This window comes from Pseudomonas sp. ADAK13 (genome assembly GCF_012935715.1).
Taxonomy (GTDB): domain Bacteria; phylum Pseudomonadota; class Gammaproteobacteria; order Pseudomonadales; family Pseudomonadaceae; genus Aquipseudomonas.
This window is the reverse complement of record NZ_CP052860.1, coordinates 4,289,846-4,307,788: the sequence shown is the minus strand read 5'-3', so window position 1 is coordinate 4,307,788 and position 17,943 is coordinate 4,289,846. Positions and strand designations below refer to the sequence as shown.

The 17,943-nt window shown below is 62.1% G+C and carries 11 protein-coding genes; 6 read left to right on the top strand and 5 right to left on the bottom strand.

What is annotated here, in order from left to right:
• Positions 1 to 51: 51 nt before the first annotated feature.
• A complete protein-coding gene (pap, locus tag HKK54_RS19895; RefSeq protein WP_169387542.1) occupies positions 52 to 1,569 on the bottom strand; it encodes a polyphosphate:AMP phosphotransferase in 1,518 nt (505 codons plus the stop codon).
• Between the two features lie 141 nt (positions 1,570 to 1,710).
• Between pap and mnmC the strand changes: the two genes are divergently transcribed.
• Entirely contained in the window at positions 1,711 to 3,690 is a 1,980-nt protein-coding gene (gene mnmC, locus HKK54_RS19890) for a bifunctional tRNA (5-methylaminomethyl-2-thiouridine)(34)-methyltransferase MnmD/FAD-dependent 5-carboxymethylaminomethyl-2-thiouridine(34) oxidoreductase MnmC (RefSeq protein ID WP_169387541.1), read from the top strand.
• Here mnmC and HKK54_RS19885 read toward each other — a convergent pair.
• On the bottom strand, positions 3,687 to 8,480 hold the full coding sequence (locus tag HKK54_RS19885) for an NEL-type E3 ubiquitin ligase domain-containing protein (protein ID WP_169387540.1): 4,794 nt from the start codon (positions 8,478 to 8,480) through the stop codon (positions 3,687 to 3,689). The two genes, mnmC and HKK54_RS19885, sit on opposite strands and share 4 nt — an antisense overlap.
• 233 nt (positions 8,481 to 8,713) lie before the next feature.
• Between HKK54_RS19885 and HKK54_RS19880 the strand changes: the two genes are divergently transcribed.
• From HKK54_RS19880 to HKK54_RS19865, 4 genes are all read left to right on the top strand, one after another.
• Positions 8,714 to 10,486 carry an N-acetylglutaminylglutamine amidotransferase gene (locus HKK54_RS19880; protein WP_169387539.1) on the top strand — a complete coding sequence of 591 codons (1,773 nt, stop codon included), beginning with the start codon at positions 8,714 to 8,716 and terminating at the stop codon, positions 10,484 to 10,486.
• A 3-nt stretch (positions 10,487 to 10,489) separates the two neighbouring features.
• A complete protein-coding gene (gene ngg / locus HKK54_RS19875; protein ID WP_010176030.1) occupies positions 10,490 to 12,235 on the top strand; it encodes an N-acetylglutaminylglutamine synthetase in 1,746 nt (581 codons plus the stop codon).
• Positions 12,236 to 12,407: 172 nt separating this feature from the next.
• A complete protein-coding gene (locus HKK54_RS19870; RefSeq protein WP_003216760.1) occupies positions 12,408 to 13,592 on the top strand; it encodes an osmoprotectant NAGGN system M42 family peptidase in 1,185 nt (394 codons plus the stop codon).
• 59 nt (positions 13,593 to 13,651) lie between these two features.
• Entirely contained in the window at positions 13,652 to 13,879 is a 228-nt protein-coding gene (locus HKK54_RS19865) for a YheU family protein (RefSeq protein WP_003192759.1), read from the top strand.
• A 3-nt stretch (positions 13,880 to 13,882) separates the two neighbouring features.
• On the opposite strand, the gene csrA is transcribed toward HKK54_RS19865, so the two are convergent.
• Both csrA and HKK54_RS19855 read right to left on the bottom strand, forming a co-directional pair.
• Positions 13,883 to 14,080 carry a carbon storage regulator CsrA gene (csrA, locus tag HKK54_RS19860; protein ID WP_169387538.1) on the bottom strand — a complete coding sequence of 66 codons (198 nt, stop codon included), beginning with the start codon at positions 14,078 to 14,080 and terminating at the stop codon, positions 13,883 to 13,885.
• Between the two features lie 224 nt (positions 14,081 to 14,304).
• On the bottom strand, positions 14,305 to 15,126 hold the full coding sequence (locus HKK54_RS19855) for an SDR family oxidoreductase (RefSeq protein WP_010176035.1): 822 nt from the start codon (positions 15,124 to 15,126) through the stop codon (positions 14,305 to 14,307).
• 329 nt (positions 15,127 to 15,455) lie between these two features.
• Here HKK54_RS19855 and HKK54_RS19850 point away from each other — a divergent pair, with 329 nt between their 5' ends.
• Entirely contained in the window at positions 15,456 to 15,608 is a 153-nt protein-coding gene (locus tag HKK54_RS19850) for a DUF3309 family protein (protein ID WP_003216767.1), read from the top strand.
• Positions 15,609 to 15,668: 60 nt separating this feature from the next.
• On the opposite strand, the gene HKK54_RS19845 is transcribed toward HKK54_RS19850, so the two are convergent.
• Positions 15,669 to 17,756 (bottom strand): LTA synthase family protein, encoded by a 2,088-nt coding sequence (locus HKK54_RS19845; protein ID WP_010176037.1) that lies wholly within the window; start codon positions 17,754 to 17,756, stop codon positions 15,669 to 15,671.
• Positions 17,757 to 17,943: the final 187 nt, after the last annotated feature.

The following is a 17,943-nucleotide window of genomic DNA, read 5'->3' as shown; positions in this document are numbered from 1 at the left end:
GCCCTCGTCAACCGCGACAATCATTCATCCCGCGTATGCAAAAGCATGGCGCTACTTCTTCTTGTCCTTCTTGTCATGCTTGTCGGTCTTGTCGAACGCTTCTTCCAGCGCCCGGTTGATGGTGCGCAACACCTTCACCCGCGCCCAGCGCTTGTCATTGGCCTCGACCAACGTCCACGGTGCAATCTCGGTGCTGGTGCGGTCCACCATGTCACCCACCGCCGCCCGGTAGTCGTCCCACTTGTCGCGGTTGCGCCAGTCGTCCTCGGTGATCTTGAAGCGCTTGAACGGAATTTCCTCCCGCGCCTGGAACCGCTCCAACTGCGTCTGCTTGTCGATCGCCAGCCAGAACTTGACCACGATCACCCCGGCGTCGCGCAGTTGCTCTTCAAAGTCGTTGATCTCGCCGTAGGCGCGCATCCAGTCCGTGGGCGTGCAGAAGCCTTCGATACGCTCCACCAGCACCCGGCCGTACCACGAGCGGTCGAACACGGTGAACATGCCGCGCGACGGGATTTTCTGCCAGAAACGCCACAGGTAAGGCTGGGCGCGCTCGTCTTCGCTGGGCGCGGCAATCGGTACGATGTGGTACTGCCGGGGGTCCAGGGCCGCCGCCACCCGGCGGATCGCCCCGCCCTTGCCAGCGGCGTCGTTGCCTTCAAATACCGTCACCAGGGCGTGCTTGCGCATGCGCTTGTCGCGCATCAGCCCGGAAAACCGCGCCTGCTCGGTGATCAGTTGCTCTTCGTAATCGGCCTTTTCAAGGCTCAGGCTCATGTCCAGGCTGTTGAGCAGGCTCATCTGGTCAACCGCCGACGGCAGCGGTGCGGGGTTCATGCCGCTGGTTTTACCCTTGGACAGTTTCAAGGCGTTTTGCAGGCCTTCGAGCAGGATCTTGCCCACTGTCAGCCCACGGTAATGCGCATCCACACCCTCGATCACAAACCACGGCGCATAGTCACGGCTGGTGCGGCGCAGGATGCGCTCACCAAAATGCACAAACTTGTCGTAGGTCTTCGATTGCTGCCAATCCAGCGGGCTGATGCGCCAGCTGTGCAGCGGGTCGTCCTGCAAGGCCTTGAGCCGGGATTTCATTTGCTTTTTCGAGAGGTGGAACCAGAACTTGAAGATCAGCGCGCCTTCGTCGCAGAGCATCTTCTCCAGACGCTCAGCCCCGGCGATGGCCTGGTCCAGCCGCGCATCCTTGATCTCGCCATGCACACGCCCCTGCAGCATCTGGCTGTACCAGTTTCCAAAAAAGATGCCCATACGGCCTTTTGCCGGCAGCTGGCGCCAGTAACGCCAGGCCGGCGGGCGGGCCAGTTCTTCGTCGGTCTGCTGGTCGAAGGTGCGCACCTCGATCAGGCGCGGGTCCATCCATTCATTCAACAGTTTGACGGTTTCGCCCTTGCCGGCGCCTTCGATGCCATTGATCAGAATGATCACCGGGAAGCGCTTTTGCTGCTGAAGCTCGTACTGCACTTCCAGCAAGGCTTCACGCAGGGCCGGCACTTCGGCGTCGTAGGTTTCTTTGTCGATGGCGTGACCGATTTCGGCAGATTCGAACATGGGCGGCTCCGTTCCAGAATGAGGCAAGACTAGCGGATTGGACGGCGCTGCGCCGGAGGAAATTCCACACGCGGTTGTCATGGATCAATGACACCCCGGTTGATCGGCTAGAATGGCCGCCTTGTCTTTACCGAGCCGCCCATGAACCCCGTATCCCACGCCCAGCTCGACTGGGATGAACAAGGCCGCCCGCACTCGCGGGTGTTCGACGACGTGTACTTCTCCGACCAGTCGGGCCTTGAAGAAACCCGCTACGTGTTCCTCCAGCAGAACCGTTTGCAGGAGCGCTTTGCTGCGTTGCCGGCGGGCGGGCGGCTGGTGATCGGTGAGACCGGCTTCGGCACCGGCCTGAACTTTCTCTGCGCCTGGCAGTTGTTCGAGCAACATGCGGTGCCGGGCGCGCGCCTGCATTTTGTGAGTGTGGAAAAATACCCGCTGAGCCGCGCCGACCTGCAACGCGCCCTCGCCCTCTGGCCCGAACTCAAAGCGTTCTCCGATCAGTTGCTGGCGCAGTACATCGCGATTCATCAAGGCTTCCAGCGCCTGGTGCTGGATAACGGCCGCGTCACCCTCACGCTGCTGATCGGCGACGCCCTGGAGCAACTGCCGCAACTGGATGCACAGATCGATGCCTGGTTTCTCGACGGTTTTGCCCCGGCGAAAAACCCGGACATGTGGACTGCCGAGCTGTTTGCCGAGCTGGCGAGGCTGGCAGCGCCGGGCTCGACCATCAGCACCTTTACCAGCACCGGCTGGGTGCGGCGGTTGATCAACGCCGCCGGGTTCAAGATGAAGCGCACACCGGGCATTGGCCACAAGTGGGAGATCCTGCGGGGTGAGTTTCTTGGCTGGCCGGCCGAGACGCCGCCACCGGCGCTGGCCAAACCGTGGTTCGCTCGCCCGCCGGCGGTCATTGGCGAACGCCGGGCGCTGGTGATCGGCGGCGGCCTGGCCGGCTGCGCCAGTGCCGCCAGCCTGGCCGCCCGGGGTTGGCAGGTCAGCCTGCTGGAGCGGCACGCCGGCCTCGCCCGCGAAGCCTCGGGCAATCCACAAGGCGTGCTGTACCTCAAGTTGTCGGCCCACGGCACCGCGTTGTCGCAACTGATTGTCAGCGGTTTTGGCCACACCCGGCGCCTGCTGGAACACTTGCAGCGCGGGACGGACTGGGACGGCTGCGGCGTCCTGCAATTGGCCTTCAATGCCAAGGAAGCCGAACGCCAGGCACAGCTGGCCGAAGCCTTTGACCCGCAGCTCTTGCACCTGCTGGATCAACCCCAGGCGCAGGCGCGCGCGGGGGTTGCGCTGGAGCATGGCGGGCTTTATTTCCCCGAAGGCGGCTGGGTGCATCCACCCGCGCTGTGCCAGTGGCAGGCCAAACAACCGGGGATCGAGGTACTGCCCCATCACGACGTGCTTGAACTGCGCAAGGCCGACGGCCAATGGCAAGCGTGGGACGGCGAGCGCTTGCTGGCCAGTGCACCGGTGGTGGTGCTGGCCGGGGCCGCCGAGGTTAAACACTTTGCACCGAGCGCCGACCTGCCCCTCAAGCGTATTCGCGGGCAGATCACCCGGCTGCCACACACCCCGCAGAGCCAGGCACTGAACACGGTGGTGTGCGCCGAGGGTTACGTTGCCCCGGCCCGTTTGGGCGAACACACCCTGGGTGCCAGTTTCGATTTCAAAAGCCTCGACCTGACCCCCAGTACTGCCGACCACGCGGGCAATCTCGCACTGCTGGAGGAGATTTCCCCGGACCTGCGCCGGCGCCTGCACGCCGACTCACTCGACCTTGAAACCCTCCAGGGCCGCGCCGCTTTCCGCTGCACCAGCCCGGACTACCTGCCCATCGTCGGCCCGCTGGCAGACCCGGCGCTGTTCAACGAGGCCTATGGGGTATTGAGCAAGGATGCACGCCAGGTACCCGACACGCCCTGCCCGTGGCTGGATGGCTTGTATGTCAACAGCGGCCACGGCTCGCGCGGGCTGATTACCGCGCCGTTGTCCGGGGAATTGCTGGCGGCGTGGCTCGACAATGAACCGCTGCCGCTGCCCAGGAGCGTGGCCCAGGACTGCCATCCAAACCGGTTTGCCGTACGCGCCTTGATTCGCGGCAAGGCCTAAAGCGGGCACGCTACCGTCAAGGGCTTATCCGCATCTTTCAGTGCCGTGCGGGTCAGGCGCTCCACCAGTTGCTCACAGGCTTGTGCGTGGTCGCTCTGTACGTTGAGCGCCTGGGATAAATAGGTGGTACTGGCCACGTCCAGGGCTTTGAGCCGGGTGTCGTACACCTGACTGACGCGACTGAACTCAGCCGCAAACTGACGTTTCAGGTATTCCAGCCAAAACCCCTGGCGTGCCATGAAACGCGCCAGGTTACCCGTTATCTCCCGGCTGCTGACCTGGGTGACGGCATCAGTGAGGTCCTCCTGGGTCACCCCGCCCACCTCACGGTACGTGATGCTTTCCGGCTGGCCCGGCAACTCCAGGACCTTCGCCAGACCGCTGCGATACACCAGGCGCACCGCCAGTTGATCGGCGATGTTTTTGCGGCGACTGAACACATCGGAAATGCTGTCCAGCTGCTCCAGCCGGAATAACCCGCGGCCCAGTTTCAGCAAGGTCGCGACACTGGGTTGTGTGACACCGGCTTCCTTCATGGCCTTGTTGAGCATCACCGTGACTTCCATTTCACTGAAGCTGTAGGCCGCCGCGTCCACACAGTTGGGCTCGCCCCTGGCCAGGTTGAACAGTAACGCCCGCAGTTCGCTGTCCTCGGCCGCTGCGTCCATCACTAGCCACACCCGACGCACCAGGTCAGCGCGCACCTGCTTGTATTGCGGGGTATTGACCAGTTGGCGCAGCACCGCAAAAAAGTCCCCGGACTGCCAATCGTCCTGGAGCAACTCCCAGGTCGCCCGACGGGCGAGATAAGCATCGGCCGTCTCTCCTTCAAGCCAGGCTTGTTGGGAGCGTTGCTCGCTCAACAGCGCAATATTGTCCTCCTGCAAGCCCATGCCCACGCCTGTGCGGCGGCGGTACTCATCCAGGTCCTGGCGGCTGCGCACTGACACCGGATTGAGCCGCAAGTTGATTTTTTCGGTCACCACCACCGGCGCAGTAAACAAGGCCGGGGGCAGTTCGATAATGCTGTTCTCCCGCAGGTTGGCGTCTTCCAGGTGCAGGCGCGTGAGCAAACCCTCGGGCAACTCCCTGGCTCGCGTGTCACGCAGGTTCAGGTGCTGCAAATCATGCATGTGCGCCACCGAAGGCGTTTCGCCCAACGGGTTGCTGCTCAGGTCCAGGGAGCGCAGGCCGCTCATGGCTTGCAGTTTTTTGGTAGTCGCGTCGGTCAGGTTGAGGCGGTTTTGCGCCAGGCTCAGGCGTTGCAGGGAAGGCATGTGGGACAGCACTTCCGGCAGCCATGTCAGCTGGTTTTTGTCCAGTTCCAGTGAGCGCAACCCCTTGAACGCCTTGAGGAAGTACGCCACATCGTTATCCAGTTCCATGTTTTTCAGGGACAGGCGCTGCACATGGCCAAAGTCGATATCGGCTGGAAAGTTTGGCAGTTTGCCAACCCGCATGCCGTCCAGGCTCAGGCCATAGACTGAGGCGTGGGTTTCATCAACCAGCCGGACCTGGTGGCGCCAGGCACTGCGCAAACGGTCTGCGACCTGCCGACGGCTGTGGCGGTAGTCATCCAGCCGGCCCGGGAGTTTGCGCATGTCCGCGTCCTGCTGGGTCCAGGCCTTGAGCACCCCGTCAAGCTTCACCAATTGCTGCTCGCGCAGGCGCACCGCACTGGCCCGCGACACATCATCAGGGCCCAGGCCCTCGATCAGTTCGCTGGCTTGGCGCTCGGTGAAGAACGGGTACAGGTTTCTGATTTTGCGCACCAGCCCACGCTGGGTTCGCGAAAGCGTCGGTGGCTGCGGTGGGTCGCCGACCTGGCAGGCAGCCACGCCCCCGACGGGACTGATGGGTGCCTTGCCGCGTACAGCCAGCGCACGATCAAGCAGTTGATAGCGCAATCGCCGGGCGTCAGACAGGGTGCTGCCGCCAATGTCCAATGCGGTACGCAACGGAATCGGCAGAGCCTGCAAAGTCGCACGATAAAACCCTTGCGGGCCGCTGAAGACTTCGCCCAAGGCCCGCCCATCCGCCTCGAAAGCCTGATAGCGCTCACCCGTCTGGACCACCACACGCGACTGAGTGGCCGCAGCATCGCCCATGCGTTGCAACACCGTCCCGGTGGTCGATGCCTCGCGCAACTGCAACTGGAAGGTGTCGGGAAAAGCAGGCATCTGTTCCAGCAGGCGCCAGGAAAAATCCCGGGCCTGCGTGTCGGCCAGCTCCGGCAAATAGAAACTGGCGGTGAGGCGCTCACGCTGGATCCGGGCTGCCGCCTCACGGGCGGCCTGCCGCAGCGGCAGTGGCACCCGGCGTGCGTCACGCAAGTGGATTCGATCAATGCTTGCAGCGTTATCAATTAGCTCCTGGGCAACCTGGGAGGGCAAGCCCGGCACGCCCTCCACCAGGCGCCTCTGCTCTGCCCCCACGGACTGGTCATAGTCGGCATACAGCTTCTGGTGCAACGGTTTGCGATCGACATTCAAGGTGTGCGCCAAGCGCCGTGCCAGTGCCTCGGCATCGGTTTCGCCGGCCTTGACGGGCATATCGCCGAACAATGTGTCCAGCTCAGCCCGGTACAAGCCATCGGTCACGCCCAACAACACTTCACCCTCCTCCAGTTGGTCCTGACTGATGATCACGCTCAACTCGCTGTCGATACGCGCGCTGGATGGATAGAGGGCCGTCACCTTGCCTGCGGCGTCCTGCACTTCGAGGTAACGACCACGGGGCCAACCGGGCATCAGCGGCAAGGCGTCCAGTTGCAACGTGATGCTCTCGGGGGTGAAAGGCTGGCGTTTCTCCAGGCGCCAGATCAAGTCTGTGATCTTCTGGTCCAGCGCAAACCGCTGGACGCTGTCCTGCAGACCTGCGGGCAACTTGAGGTTCTCCTGTGCCCAGCGCTGCAGTTGGGGGAGTTGTACACCGCCTACCTGGCGAATCTGCTCCAGGCGGGTGTCGTCCAGAGCGCTCAGGCGCGGGTCCAGGCGCCGCAGGGCGTAGAGGTGGTTACTCCACTCCTGCGGTCGCTCATGGATCGACCGCCAGCCACCCCCGCCGTTATGCATCACCGGCGGTGCATAGGCATACGGACGGCCGGGATGGCGAATACGCCACTGCCCCAAAGCGGGGTCAAAACGCACTTCATGGCCACGGCCATCAATACTGATCCATGGCCGCCCGTCCTTCCAATGAAAGCCCTGGGCATCGGCTTCACCCACCGCCAATGCCTGCCCATAAGGCCTGAGGCTGGAACGCCATAGCCGGCGCCGCCCGTCCGCGCTTTCAACCGCTTCAACGTTATCGAGGCCTTCCAGGGTTTCCCGCGCCCCACGGCGCAAAGTGCCAATGACTTTGCCACCCGCTACAAACGCCGCCATCGACGCCACGCTCTCCAGCACGTTGCGCAGGTGTGACAGCGCCGCGCTGCGGTCCTCGTGGCGCCAGTCCTGCACCCCTTCGTAGATTTCGCCGAGCATTTGCCCGACGGCCACGCCCATCATCAACTGGCCGATCACCGGTACAAAAAAACCGGCAAGGTTGAGCAGGTCCAGGCCCCACGATTCATAGTCTCGCCAACGCTGGTCACGCACCGCCTGGTCAAAGTCTACGGTCGGCACCGCCAGTACCCGGCTGTCTTTTTGCAGCTTGCCGACGGTGCTGTTGAAGAAAAACTGGAACAGCCCCACGTCGATCGGCAATGGCTTGATCAGCCCCAGGGATTTACCCGCAGAAAACCGGGTGGAAAAATCACCGCGGGATTCTTCGTCCAGGTAACGCACAAAAAAATCGGCGTAGCTTTTCACCTGCAGCTTCAGCGTCAGGTAACGCTGAAAGTCTGCAAAGCTGGGGTATTCGAAAATCGGCCGATAAGGCTCTCCCGGCATGTAGACGATGCACCGGGTTTCGGGGTGTTCATCAATGACTTCCCGGGAAAATACAACGACGCCCCACAGGCAACAGTCATGCACAGCCAGCCCTTGAAATACCAAGGGCCTGGCGCCGTATGTCTCGGTGAGCATGGTTACCTTGTCGAGGTTGGCGCCCTGGCGGGTAAAGCGCAATAACAGCTTGAAGGCCGGCTCGCCGATGTCACCACGCAGGTACGCGAGGTACACATCAGCCGCCATGTCATACACCTTAAGTTGCCTGAATTCGTTGGCATCAGGGTTGTGCAGCAGCTCATCAGCCACTGGCAGGACCTGGTTGATCGCGCCACGCAAATGCTCCTGGTAGCGTCGCCCCAGGTCGAGGGTGCGGCAGTAGGCGGCAAACGCCGGGACACTGACGGCGTTCACCCGAGTATCGGTGTCACGTCGTACCTGGCTGCCAGAGGGAAAAACGCTGCCCAAGGCCTCATCCTCGGAAAAGTTCTGCATCGCCGCCTCCAGCAATGTCCGGGTTTCAATCACCACTTTGGTGGCGGGAATCCCGAATGAAGTGCTTCCCGTGTCGAGGCGAACCCACGGCAGCCATAAATGATCACGCTTCACGTCCAGGGTCACGCCGAACCGGCTTTTGAGGCCACGGGTCAGTTCTTCGGCACAAAACTGATCAAGGCCTTTGATGCGTTGCAGGATCGCATTCACCTTGGGCTCGTGAAGCCCGGCCAACGCGTGGACCTTCTCCAGTTGCTCCAACAGTTCGGGCTTGGCCGTCAGCAACCAGGGAGGCAGGCGTTGCTGCAGGACATCGGCTTTATCCAGGTCGCCGGTCAGTTCCAGCAGGGTCGACGAGAGGAGTTGCGGGGTGAGTTGAGCGGGCACGGAAACGGGATCAGCCATCGGCAATATCCTTTTGCACAGGGAGTGAGCCCCCACGATAACCATCCCCCCGCGCCCGGCGCCCATAACTATGTGACGCCACCCGGGTATTCGCCCGAGCCATCCCTGAAAAGCCTGCTTATAACCGATCGTTCTAAAACTCCCTAGATTCATCCGTGTCAGTTTCTGGGTAGCCGCCGTTTTGGCGCGACTGCTTTTGACCCCTCCCCAACGGAAAAACCGGTAAGGAATTTATGTGCGGATTAGCTGGTGAGTTACGTTTCGATGCCCAACCTGCCGACCTGGCAGCCGTTGAGCGCATCACCCATCATTTGGCCCCTCGTGGTCCCGACGCGTGGGGCTTCCATGCCCAAGGGCCGGTTGCCCTGGGCCATCGACGCCTGAAAATCATGGACCTGTCGGACGGCTCCGCCCAACCGATGGTCGACGCCCAATTGGGGCTGTCCCTGGCGTTCAACGGCGCGATCTACAACTTCCCGGAACTGCGCGAAGAGCTTGAAGCCCTCGGCTATGCGTTCTATTCCGGTGGCGACACCGAAGTGCTGCTCAAGGGCTACCACGCCTGGGGCGAAGCACTGCTGCCCAAGCTCAACGGGATGTTTGCGTTTGCCATCTGGGAACGTGATGCCCAGCGCCTGTTTATCGCCCGTGACCGCCTCGGCGTGAAACCGCTGTACCTGTCGCGCACCGGCCAGCGCCTGCGTTTTGCCTCGGCCCTGCCGGCACTGCTCAAGGGCGGCGATATCAACCCGATCCTCGATCCGGTGGCGCTCAACCACTACCTGAACTTCCATGCCGTGGTGCCTGCACCGCGCACCCTGTTGGCCGGCATTGAAAAATTGCCGCCTGCCACCTGGATGCGTATCGAGGCAGACGGCAAGACCGAGCAGAAAACCTGGTGGACCCTGCCTTACGGCCCCCACGCCGATGAAGCCAACCTGACCCTGGAAGACTGGACCGACCGCGTGCTCGACAGCACCCGCGAAGCCGTAGCGATTCGGCAGCGGGCGGCGGTGGATGTGGGCGTGCTGCTCTCGGGCGGTGTCGATTCGAGCATGCTGGTGGGCCTGTTGCGGGAAGTCGGCGTGCAGGATTTGTCGACCTTCTCCATCGGCTTTGAAGACGCCGGCGGCGAACGCGGCGACGAGTTCCAGTATTCGGACTTGATCGCCAAGCATTACGGCACCCGGCACCACCAACTGCGCATCGCCGAAAGTGAAATCATCGAGCAACTGCCGGCGGCGTTCCGCGCCATGAGCGAGCCGATGGTCAGCCATGACTGCATTGCCTTCTATCTGCTGTCCCGGGAAGTGGCCAAGCATTGCAAGGTGGTGCAGAGCGGCCAGGGCGCCGACGAACTGTTCGCCGGTTACCACTGGTACCCGCAAGTGGACGGCGCCAGCGACCCGTATGCCGCCTACCGCGATGCGTTTTTCGACCGCAGCTACGACGACTACGCCGCCACCGTCGCCCCCCAATGGCTGACGGACAATGACGCGGCCGGCGACTTTGTGCGCGAGCATTTCGCCCAACCCGGCGCCGATGCCGCGGTGGACAAGGCCCTGCGCCTGGACAGCACCGTGATGCTGGTGGACGACCCGGTGAAGCGCGTCGACAACATGACCATGGCCTGGGGCCTGGAAGCGCGTACGCCGTTTCTCGACTATCGCCTGGTGGAACTGTCAGCCCGTGTGCCGGGTAAATTCAAGCTGCCGGACGGGGGCAAACAAGTGCTCAAGGAAGCCGCGCGCCGGGTGATTCCAAGCGAAGTCATCGACCGCAAGAAAGGCTACTTCCCGGTGCCCGGCCTCAAGCATTTGCAAGGCGACACCCTGAACTGGGTGCGTGACCTGCTGCTGGACCCGAGCCAGGATCGCGGCCTGTTCAACCCGGCGATGCTCGACCGCCTGCTCACCGATCCCCAAGGCCAATTGACCCCGTTGCGCGGCTCCAAGCTGTGGCAACTGGCGGCGCTGAACCTGTGGCTCAGCGAACAAGGAATCTGATTCATGAAACCTCACGCCACGGCTTACAGCCAACGCTTGCTGCGGGGCCAGGCGCCCTCCTACGAGCGCCTGCAAGCCCGCTTCGCCGAAGACGGCAGCGAACTGGACCCCACGCCGATTGCCGTGCATTGCGGCTGGGGCCGGCTGTTGATCGGCCACACCTTCCCGGACCCGGCGAGCCTGGCCCTGGAGTTGCTCAACGAGCAGCCTGGCGAGCGCGACATCGCACTGTATGTGGCCGCGCCGCAGCAGATCCTCGGGATTGATCCACAGCAGCTGTTTCTCGACCCGTCCGACACCCTGCGCCTGTGGTTCACCGACTACCGTCCGGCAACCCGGGTGTTTCGCGGGTTCCGGATTCGCCGGGTACAAAGCGAGGCGGACTGGCAGGCGGTGAACCAGCTGTATCAGGGGCGCGGCATGTTGCCGGTGGACCCGGCGCTGCTGACTCCGCGTCATCAAGGCGGCCCGGTGTATTGGCTGGCGGAAGACGAAGACAGCGGCGCGGTGATCGGCAGCGTCATGGGCCTGAACCACCAGAAAGCCTTCCACGACCCGGAGAACGGTTGCAGCCTCTGGTGCCTGGCGGTAGACCCGCAATGCACCCGCCCCGGCGTGGGTGAAGTGCTGGTGCGCCACCTGATCGAACACTTCATGAGCCGTGGCCTGAGCTACCTCGACCTGTCGGTGCTGCACGATAACCGTCAGGCGAAAAGTCTCTACGCCAAGCTGGGTTTCCGCGCACTGACCACCTTCGCCATCAAGCGCAAAAACGGTATCAACCAACCGCTGTTCCTCGGCCCCGGCCCACAAGCAGGGTTCAATCCCTACGCACGAATCATCGTCGAGGAAGCCCATCGGCGCGGGATCGACGTGCAGGTGGATGATGCCGATGCCGGCTTGTTTACCTTGAGCCTCGGTGGCCGCCGGGTGCGTTGCCGCGAGTCCCTGAGCGACCTGACCAGCGCCATCAGCATGACCCTGTGCCAGGACAAGAGCCTGACCCACAAGGTGCTCAAGGCCGCCGGCTTGAACCTGCCGGAGCAACAGTTGGCCGCCAGTGCCGATGACAACCTGGAGTTTCTCGACGAGCACCAGCGCATCGTGGTCAAGCCGCTGGATGGCGAGCAAGGCCAGGGCGTGGCGGTGGATTTGCAGAGCATCGAAGAGGTACAGCAAGCCATTGAAACAGCCCGCCAGTTCGACAGCCGAGTGTTGCTGGAAAGCTTCCACGAAGGCCTCGACCTGCGCATCCTGGTGATCGGCTTTGAAGTGGTTGCCGCCGCCATTCGCCGCCCGGCGGAAGTCACCGGCGATGGCCAACACTCCATCGGCGCGTTGATCGAGGCCCAGAGCCGCCGGCGCCAGGCCGCCACCGACGGCGAAAGCAAAATCCCCCTGGACGATGAAACCCAACGCACCCTGCACGCCGCCGGCTACGACTACAACAGCATCCTGCCCCGTGGCGAGCGCCTGGCCGTGCGCCGTACTGCCAACCTGCACACCGGCGGCTGCCTGGAAGACGTCACCGCCATCCTTCACCCGACCCTGGTCGACGCCGCCGTGCGTGCGGCCCGTGCCCTGGACATCCCCATGGTGGGCCTGGACCTGATGGTGCCGGCTGCCGACCAACCGGACTACGTGTTTATCGAAGCCAACGAACGGGCCGGGCTGGCCAACCATGAACCGCAGCCGACGGCTGAAAAGTTCGTGGACCTGTTGTTCCCGCATAGCCAGCCGACGGTTTGAGAAATGCGTTGCCTTGACTGGCGCTTTCGCGGGCAAGCCCGCTCCCACATTTGGAATGCATTCCCCTGTGGGAGCCGGGCTTGCCCGCGATGGGGCCGGAACAGCCGATGACTCTCTAGCCAATGGCCTACTCATCGAAACCATCGATGCCCTCAACTCATCAGGAGTTTCCATGACCCGAACCATCCCCGAACCGGATCTCGCTTACCTGCAAAAAGTGCTGCTGGAAATGCTTGCCATCCCCAGCCCCACCGGATTCACCGACACCATCGTGCGCTACGTTGCCGAGCGCCTTGAAGAGCTGGGCATTCCGTTTGAAATGACCCGGCGCGGGACCATTCGCGCCACCCTCAAGGGTCAGAAAAACAGCCCCGACCGCGCCGTTTCCGCGCACCTGGACACCATCGGCGCTGCCGTGCGGGCGATCAAGGACAATGGCCGCCTGACCCTGGCGCCGGTGGGCTGCTGGTCCAGCCGGTTTGCCGAAGGCAGCCGCGTCAGCCTGTTTACCGACAACGGCGTGATCCGTGGCAGTGTGCTGCCGCTGATGGCGTCGGGGCACGCGTTCAATACGGCCGTGGATGAGATGCCCATCAGCTGGGACCACATCGAACTGCGCCTGGACGCCTACTGCGCCACCCGCGCCGACTGCGATTCCCTGGGCATCAGCGTGGGCGATTTCGTCGCCTTTGACCCGCTGCCGGAGTTCACCGAGAGCGGCCATATCAGCGCCCGCCACCTGGACGATAAAGCCGGGGTTGCCGCCCTGCTGGCGGCACTCAAGGCGATTGTCGACAGCGGCCAACCGCTGCTGATCGACTGCCATCCGCTGTTCACCATCACCGAAGAAACCGGCAGCGGCGCAGCGGCAGCCTTACCGTGGGATGTGAGTGAGTTCGTCGGGATCGACATCGCGCCGGTGGCCCACGAGCAGCACTCCAGCGAACACGCGGTGAGTGTGGCGATGCAGGATTCCGGCGGACCCTATGACTATCACCTGTCACGGCACCTGCTGCGCCTGGCGGCGGAAAATGAGTTGCCGGTGCGCCGCGACCTGTTTCGCTATTACTTCAGCGACGCACATTCGGCAGTGACCGCCGGCCACGACATTCGCACGGCCCTGCTGGCGTTTGGTTGCGATGCCACCCACGGCTATGAGCGCACCCACATCGACAGCCTGGCGGCGTTGAGTCGCCTGTTGGGTGCCTACATCCTCAGCCCGCCGGTATTCGCCAGCGATGCCCAGCCGGCCAAAGGCTCCCTGGACCGGTTCAGCCACCAGATCGAACACGACACGCAAATGGAGAGCGATACCCGCGTGCCGTCGGTGGACAGTCTGGTGGGTCAAAAAACCTGAGACTGGCAACTGGGATCCCGGCGCAGTAGCATCGCCGGGATTCCTTAGCTGAGGCTTGTATGCTGATTCCTTACGATGCACTTGAAGTCGACACCCTGACCCGCCTCATCGAAGACTTCGTGACCCGCGACGGCACCGATAATGGCGACGATACGCCCCTGGAAACCCGGGTGCTGCGGGTACGCCAGGCGTTGACCAAGGGCCAGGCCCTGATCGTTTTCGACCCCGAGAGCGAGCAGTGCCAATTGATGCTCAAGCACGACGTGCCCAAGCACCTGTTCGACTGACCCTCAGGGGTTGGAAGCAGGTTGGGCCGGTTGCCCCTGCCGGCTGAGAATCTTCTGATAGACCTCTGTGCGATGCACATTGACCCCCACCGGCGCTTCGACGCCCACTTTCACCTGGGTGCCGCTCACCTCCAGAATGCGCAGCGTGATGTGGTCGCCCACCGAGATTATTTCGCCTACCGCGCGGCTTAATACCAGCATGGGGTTCGTCCCTTTTAAGTTACCGAACCCCGACCTTGCGCTACCCGCCTGGCACCATCAATGGCCTTCAGGCTAAACAGGCATGTCTTACACATCAGGGTAAATTACCCTACAGACAGGCAGTGAATAATCTCGAATTACACCCAAGAACCAAACGATATGTTCATATTTGCAGGCGATCTCTGTGGCGAGCTCCCTCGCCACATGAGTTGCTCACCTGAAATTCAACCTTTCACCGCCTGCGATTGAGCCTTGGCCCGCATCTTGTCCGCCATCACGGTCATTTCGTCATAGAGCAGCTGCGGGTTCTTCTGCTTCAGCGCCCAGGCCATGCGCCCCTGCTCGTGGGGCAGGATCATGAATTGCCCTTCAGCCACCTGTTGGTAGATGTAGTCGGCAATCTCGGCCGCCGTAATCGGTGAGCTTTCCAGGAGCTTGCCCACCTGGGCTTTCATGGCGGGTGTCGGCCCGCGGAAGGAGTCCAGCAGATTGGTCTGGAAGAACGACGGGCACACCACGTGTACGCCCACTTCCTGTTGCTTGAGTTCCACCAGCAGGCTTTCGGAGAGCGCCACCACGCCGGCCTTGGCCACGTTGTAGTTGCTCATGGCCGGGCCCTGCATCAGTGCGGCCATGGAGGCGATGTTGATGATACGGCCCTTGCTCTTTTCCAGCAGCGGCAGGAACGCCTTGCAGCCCTTGACCACGCCCATGAGATTGATTGCGATCTGCCAGTCCCAGTCTTCCAGGGACAGCTCACTGAAGAACCCGCCCGACGCCACACCCGCGTTGTTGACGATCACGTCGATGCCGCCCAGCTTCTCCTCACAGGCCTGTGCGAACGCCGTGAGCTGGCTGTAGTCGCGCACGTCGCAACGCTGTGTGAAACCGTCACCGCCGGCTTGGCGCACCCGCTTGAGGGTTTCTTGCAGCCCCGCTTCGCTGACGTCCGACAAGGCCAGCTGCCAACCCTCGCGAGCCCAGCGCAGAGCGATTTCGCGACCCAGGCCAGAACCGGCGCCGGTGATCATCATGCGATTTTGCATAGGAAAGTAGCCTTGTGGTTCACGGAAGAAGTGAGCCGCAGTGTAGCGAAGGTTTTTCCCGTACCCACGCACCATCAGGGTGCTGAATGCCCCGGGCAAACCGCGGGCCGGGTCGGATACCGGCAAACCCGCCAAGTTCAATTTATTTCAACTAAGGATGGATATTTGCAACGCGGTTAAAGGAAATAAGCTAGTTAGCAAAAAGCTTTAAAAAAACACGGAATTTTCTGCCAGACGCACCGGTCGGAGTTATTAAGGCGTCCGTAATAGCTGTCGGGCTTACTCGTTAAATATCAGGTCTTTTCAGAAGACAATAAGGAAAACAAAACATGAGCCTCATTCTTATCATTATTCTGATCCTCCTGCTGGTCGGCGGTCTTCCAGTGTTCCCACACTCACGCAACTGGGGTTACGGGCCATCGGGTATTCTCGGTACCGTGTTGGTAGTTCTGTTGATTCTGTTGTTGCTGGGCAAGATATAACCGGTTTAACAGCACAAAAAAAAGAGGCCTTAAAAGGCCTCTTTTTTTATGCGCGGGTGTTTAGTCCGGCTTGCCGTCCACCACACCTGCGGTGTTATCCAGCAGGCTCTTGGTAGCGGTCTGCAGGAACGATTCGAGCTTCTGCTTCAACGCAGCCTCGTCCGGCGACTCTGGAATCACCTTCCCGGTAGGGTTGGCGCCCAGTTCGTATTCCCACAACTTCGGTGGCATCTCCTTCGGCAGTACCAGCACGCGGTCGCCAGTGAGCAAGGCCACGGTCTGGTCGCTGCCCGACGGCTTGATCACGCCAAAGCCCTTGTCGCCTTCCGGCAGGTTGAGCAGGTCACGGCCCCAGCACTGGTGCAGGGTGTCACCGCCGAGGCGGCCCATGATGGTCGGTACGATGTCGATCTGGGTGCCCACGGTGTGGTCACGCTCACCGAACTTCTCCTGCATGCCCGGTGCGATCATCAGCATCGGCACGTTGAAGCGGCCCAGGTCCATCTCGGTGATCTGCTGTTCGTTGCCGAAGCCGTGGTCGCCCACGATCACGAACAGGGTTTCCTTGAAGTACGGCTCCTTGCGGGCCTTTTCAAAGAACTGGCCCAGGGCCCAGTCGGAGTAGCGCATGGCCGTCAAATGCTCGTTGAGGCTGCCACGGTCGGTGACTTTCTCGACCGGCAATGGCGTCGGCAACGCATACGGCGTGTGGTTGGACAGGGTTTGCAGCAGCGCATAGAACGGCTTGCCGCCTTCACGGGCTTTCAGCTCTTCCAGGCCACGGTTGAACATGTCCTGGTCGGACACGCCCCAGGTCGGGTCCGAGAACACCGGGTTGACGAAGTCATTGCGGCCAATGAAGTTGGTCATGCCCTGGTTGCTGAAGAAGCCCGACTGGTTGTCCCAGGCGAAGTCGCCGTTGTAGACATACACGTCGTCGAAATCACGATGGCTGAGCAACTGTGGCAAGCCCGACAGTTTGTGGCTGCCTTCCGGGGTCTGCATCAGGTATTCGAAGCCTGGCAGGTTCGGGAAGCAGGCCATGGTGGCGAACATACCCTGGTGGGTGTGGGTACCGTTGGAGAAGAAACGGTCGAACAGCAGGCCTTCCTTGGACAGTTTGTCGAAGTACGGCGTGATGTTGCCCGGGCGGCCCAGGGCGCCCACCGAGTGACCGGCGAAGCTTTCCATCAGGATCACCACGACGTTCTTGATCGGCAGGGTCTTCTCGGCCGGCGGCGTGAAGTCACGGCGCACGGCGGCGGTGTCGGTATCCACCAGTTTTTCGCTTGGCAGCACCAGCATGTCGCGCACCGTCTGGGTGGCCTGGGGTTGTTCCAGGGTGGCTTTCCAGATGTTCGAACGCTCTTCGGAGAAGCGCGATTTGGCTGCCGCAATCAGCGACAACGTGCCGTTGAGGCCCAACTGGTTGGCGAAGTTCGAATCGGTGGTGTAAACGTCACCCCAGCGCAGCGGCGGGCCCTGACGCAGGGTGCCACGGATGGCGACCACGGCGATCAACAGGCAGACCACGAACACCGCGATACGGGTGTACCACGGAGCCACCTGGCGGGTGCCGATGCTGCCACCGCTGAATGGGCCGCGTGGGCGAGTTGCACGGTCGGCGCCTTTAAAGGCGATGCTCAGGATCAGCGTGCCCACGGCCCAGGCCAGCAGGTAGCGCACCACCGGGAAACCGTACCAGAGCATGCTCATCACGGTTTTCGGGTCTTCCTTCACATACTGGAAGACCAGGCCGTTGAGGCGCTGGTGGAACTCGCGGTAGAAGTCCATCTCCATCAGGCCGAGGAACAGCGCGATGCTCGACGCGACCGTCAGCCAGAAGCGGAAGAACCCGCGCGCCGCCATCGCCCGCACGCTGAACAAGGCCAGCAGCAGCGGGACCAGCACGTACATCACCAGGCGAATGTCCAGGCGCAGGCCGTTGGCGAATGCTTCAAGGAACGTGGAGGCTGGTGTGTCGAGGATCATCTCGCGGTTGTAGACCAGCAGCGCCAGGCGCAGCAGGGAGAACATCACCATCATGATCAAGGCACAAAGCAGCGTGTACGCCAGATGGGATTTGACGGTCGGTTGCAGCAAGCGATTAGAAGCTCGCTGCTGATTCAGGGCGTCCGGGTTTGCCATGTCGTTTTAGGACCCATTGGAAGTTTAAGTTGCGAATGAATACAGCGGCGCCCCGCCCTCGCCCAGGCTGGCTGGGGTAGACGGTGAACGCAATGGCGCAAATGGTGCCCGATCAACGCCGGCAACGCCATTGATTACTCACTCCGGCCGTTTGTTGGCACTCGTCTTAGAGCACTCGGACAGCAAA

Excerpts from the sequence above, each read along its gene's own strand:
- pap (WP_169387542.1), bottom strand. The coding sequence starts at position 1,569 with ATGTTCGAATCTGCCGAAATCGGTCACGCCATCGACAAAGAAACCTAC.
- mnmC (WP_169387541.1), top strand. The coding sequence starts at position 1,711 with ATGAACCCCGTATCCCACGCCCAGCTCGACTGGGATGAACAAGGCCGC.
- HKK54_RS19885 (WP_169387540.1), bottom strand. The coding sequence starts at position 8,480 with ATGGCTGATCCCGTTTCCGTGCCCGCTCAACTCACCCCGCAACTCCTC.
- HKK54_RS19880 (WP_169387539.1), top strand. The coding sequence starts at position 8,714 with ATGTGCGGATTAGCTGGTGAGTTACGTTTCGATGCCCAACCTGCCGAC.
- ngg (WP_010176030.1), top strand. The coding sequence starts at position 10,490 with ATGAAACCTCACGCCACGGCTTACAGCCAACGCTTGCTGCGGGGCCAG.
- HKK54_RS19870 (WP_003216760.1), top strand. The coding sequence starts at position 12,408 with ATGACCCGAACCATCCCCGAACCGGATCTCGCTTACCTGCAAAAAGTG.
- HKK54_RS19865 (WP_003192759.1), top strand. The coding sequence starts at position 13,652 with ATGCTGATTCCTTACGATGCACTTGAAGTCGACACCCTGACCCGCCTC.
- csrA (WP_169387538.1), bottom strand. The coding sequence starts at position 14,080 with ATGCTGGTATTAAGCCGCGCGGTAGGCGAAATAATCTCGGTGGGCGAC.
- HKK54_RS19855 (WP_010176035.1), bottom strand. The coding sequence starts at position 15,126 with ATGCAAAATCGCATGATGATCACCGGCGCCGGTTCTGGCCTGGGTCGC.
- HKK54_RS19850 (WP_003216767.1), top strand. The coding sequence starts at position 15,456 with ATGAGCCTCATTCTTATCATTATTCTGATCCTCCTGCTGGTCGGCGGT.
- HKK54_RS19845 (WP_010176037.1), bottom strand. The coding sequence starts at position 17,756 with ATGGCAAACCCGGACGCCCTGAATCAGCAGCGAGCTTCTAATCGCTTG.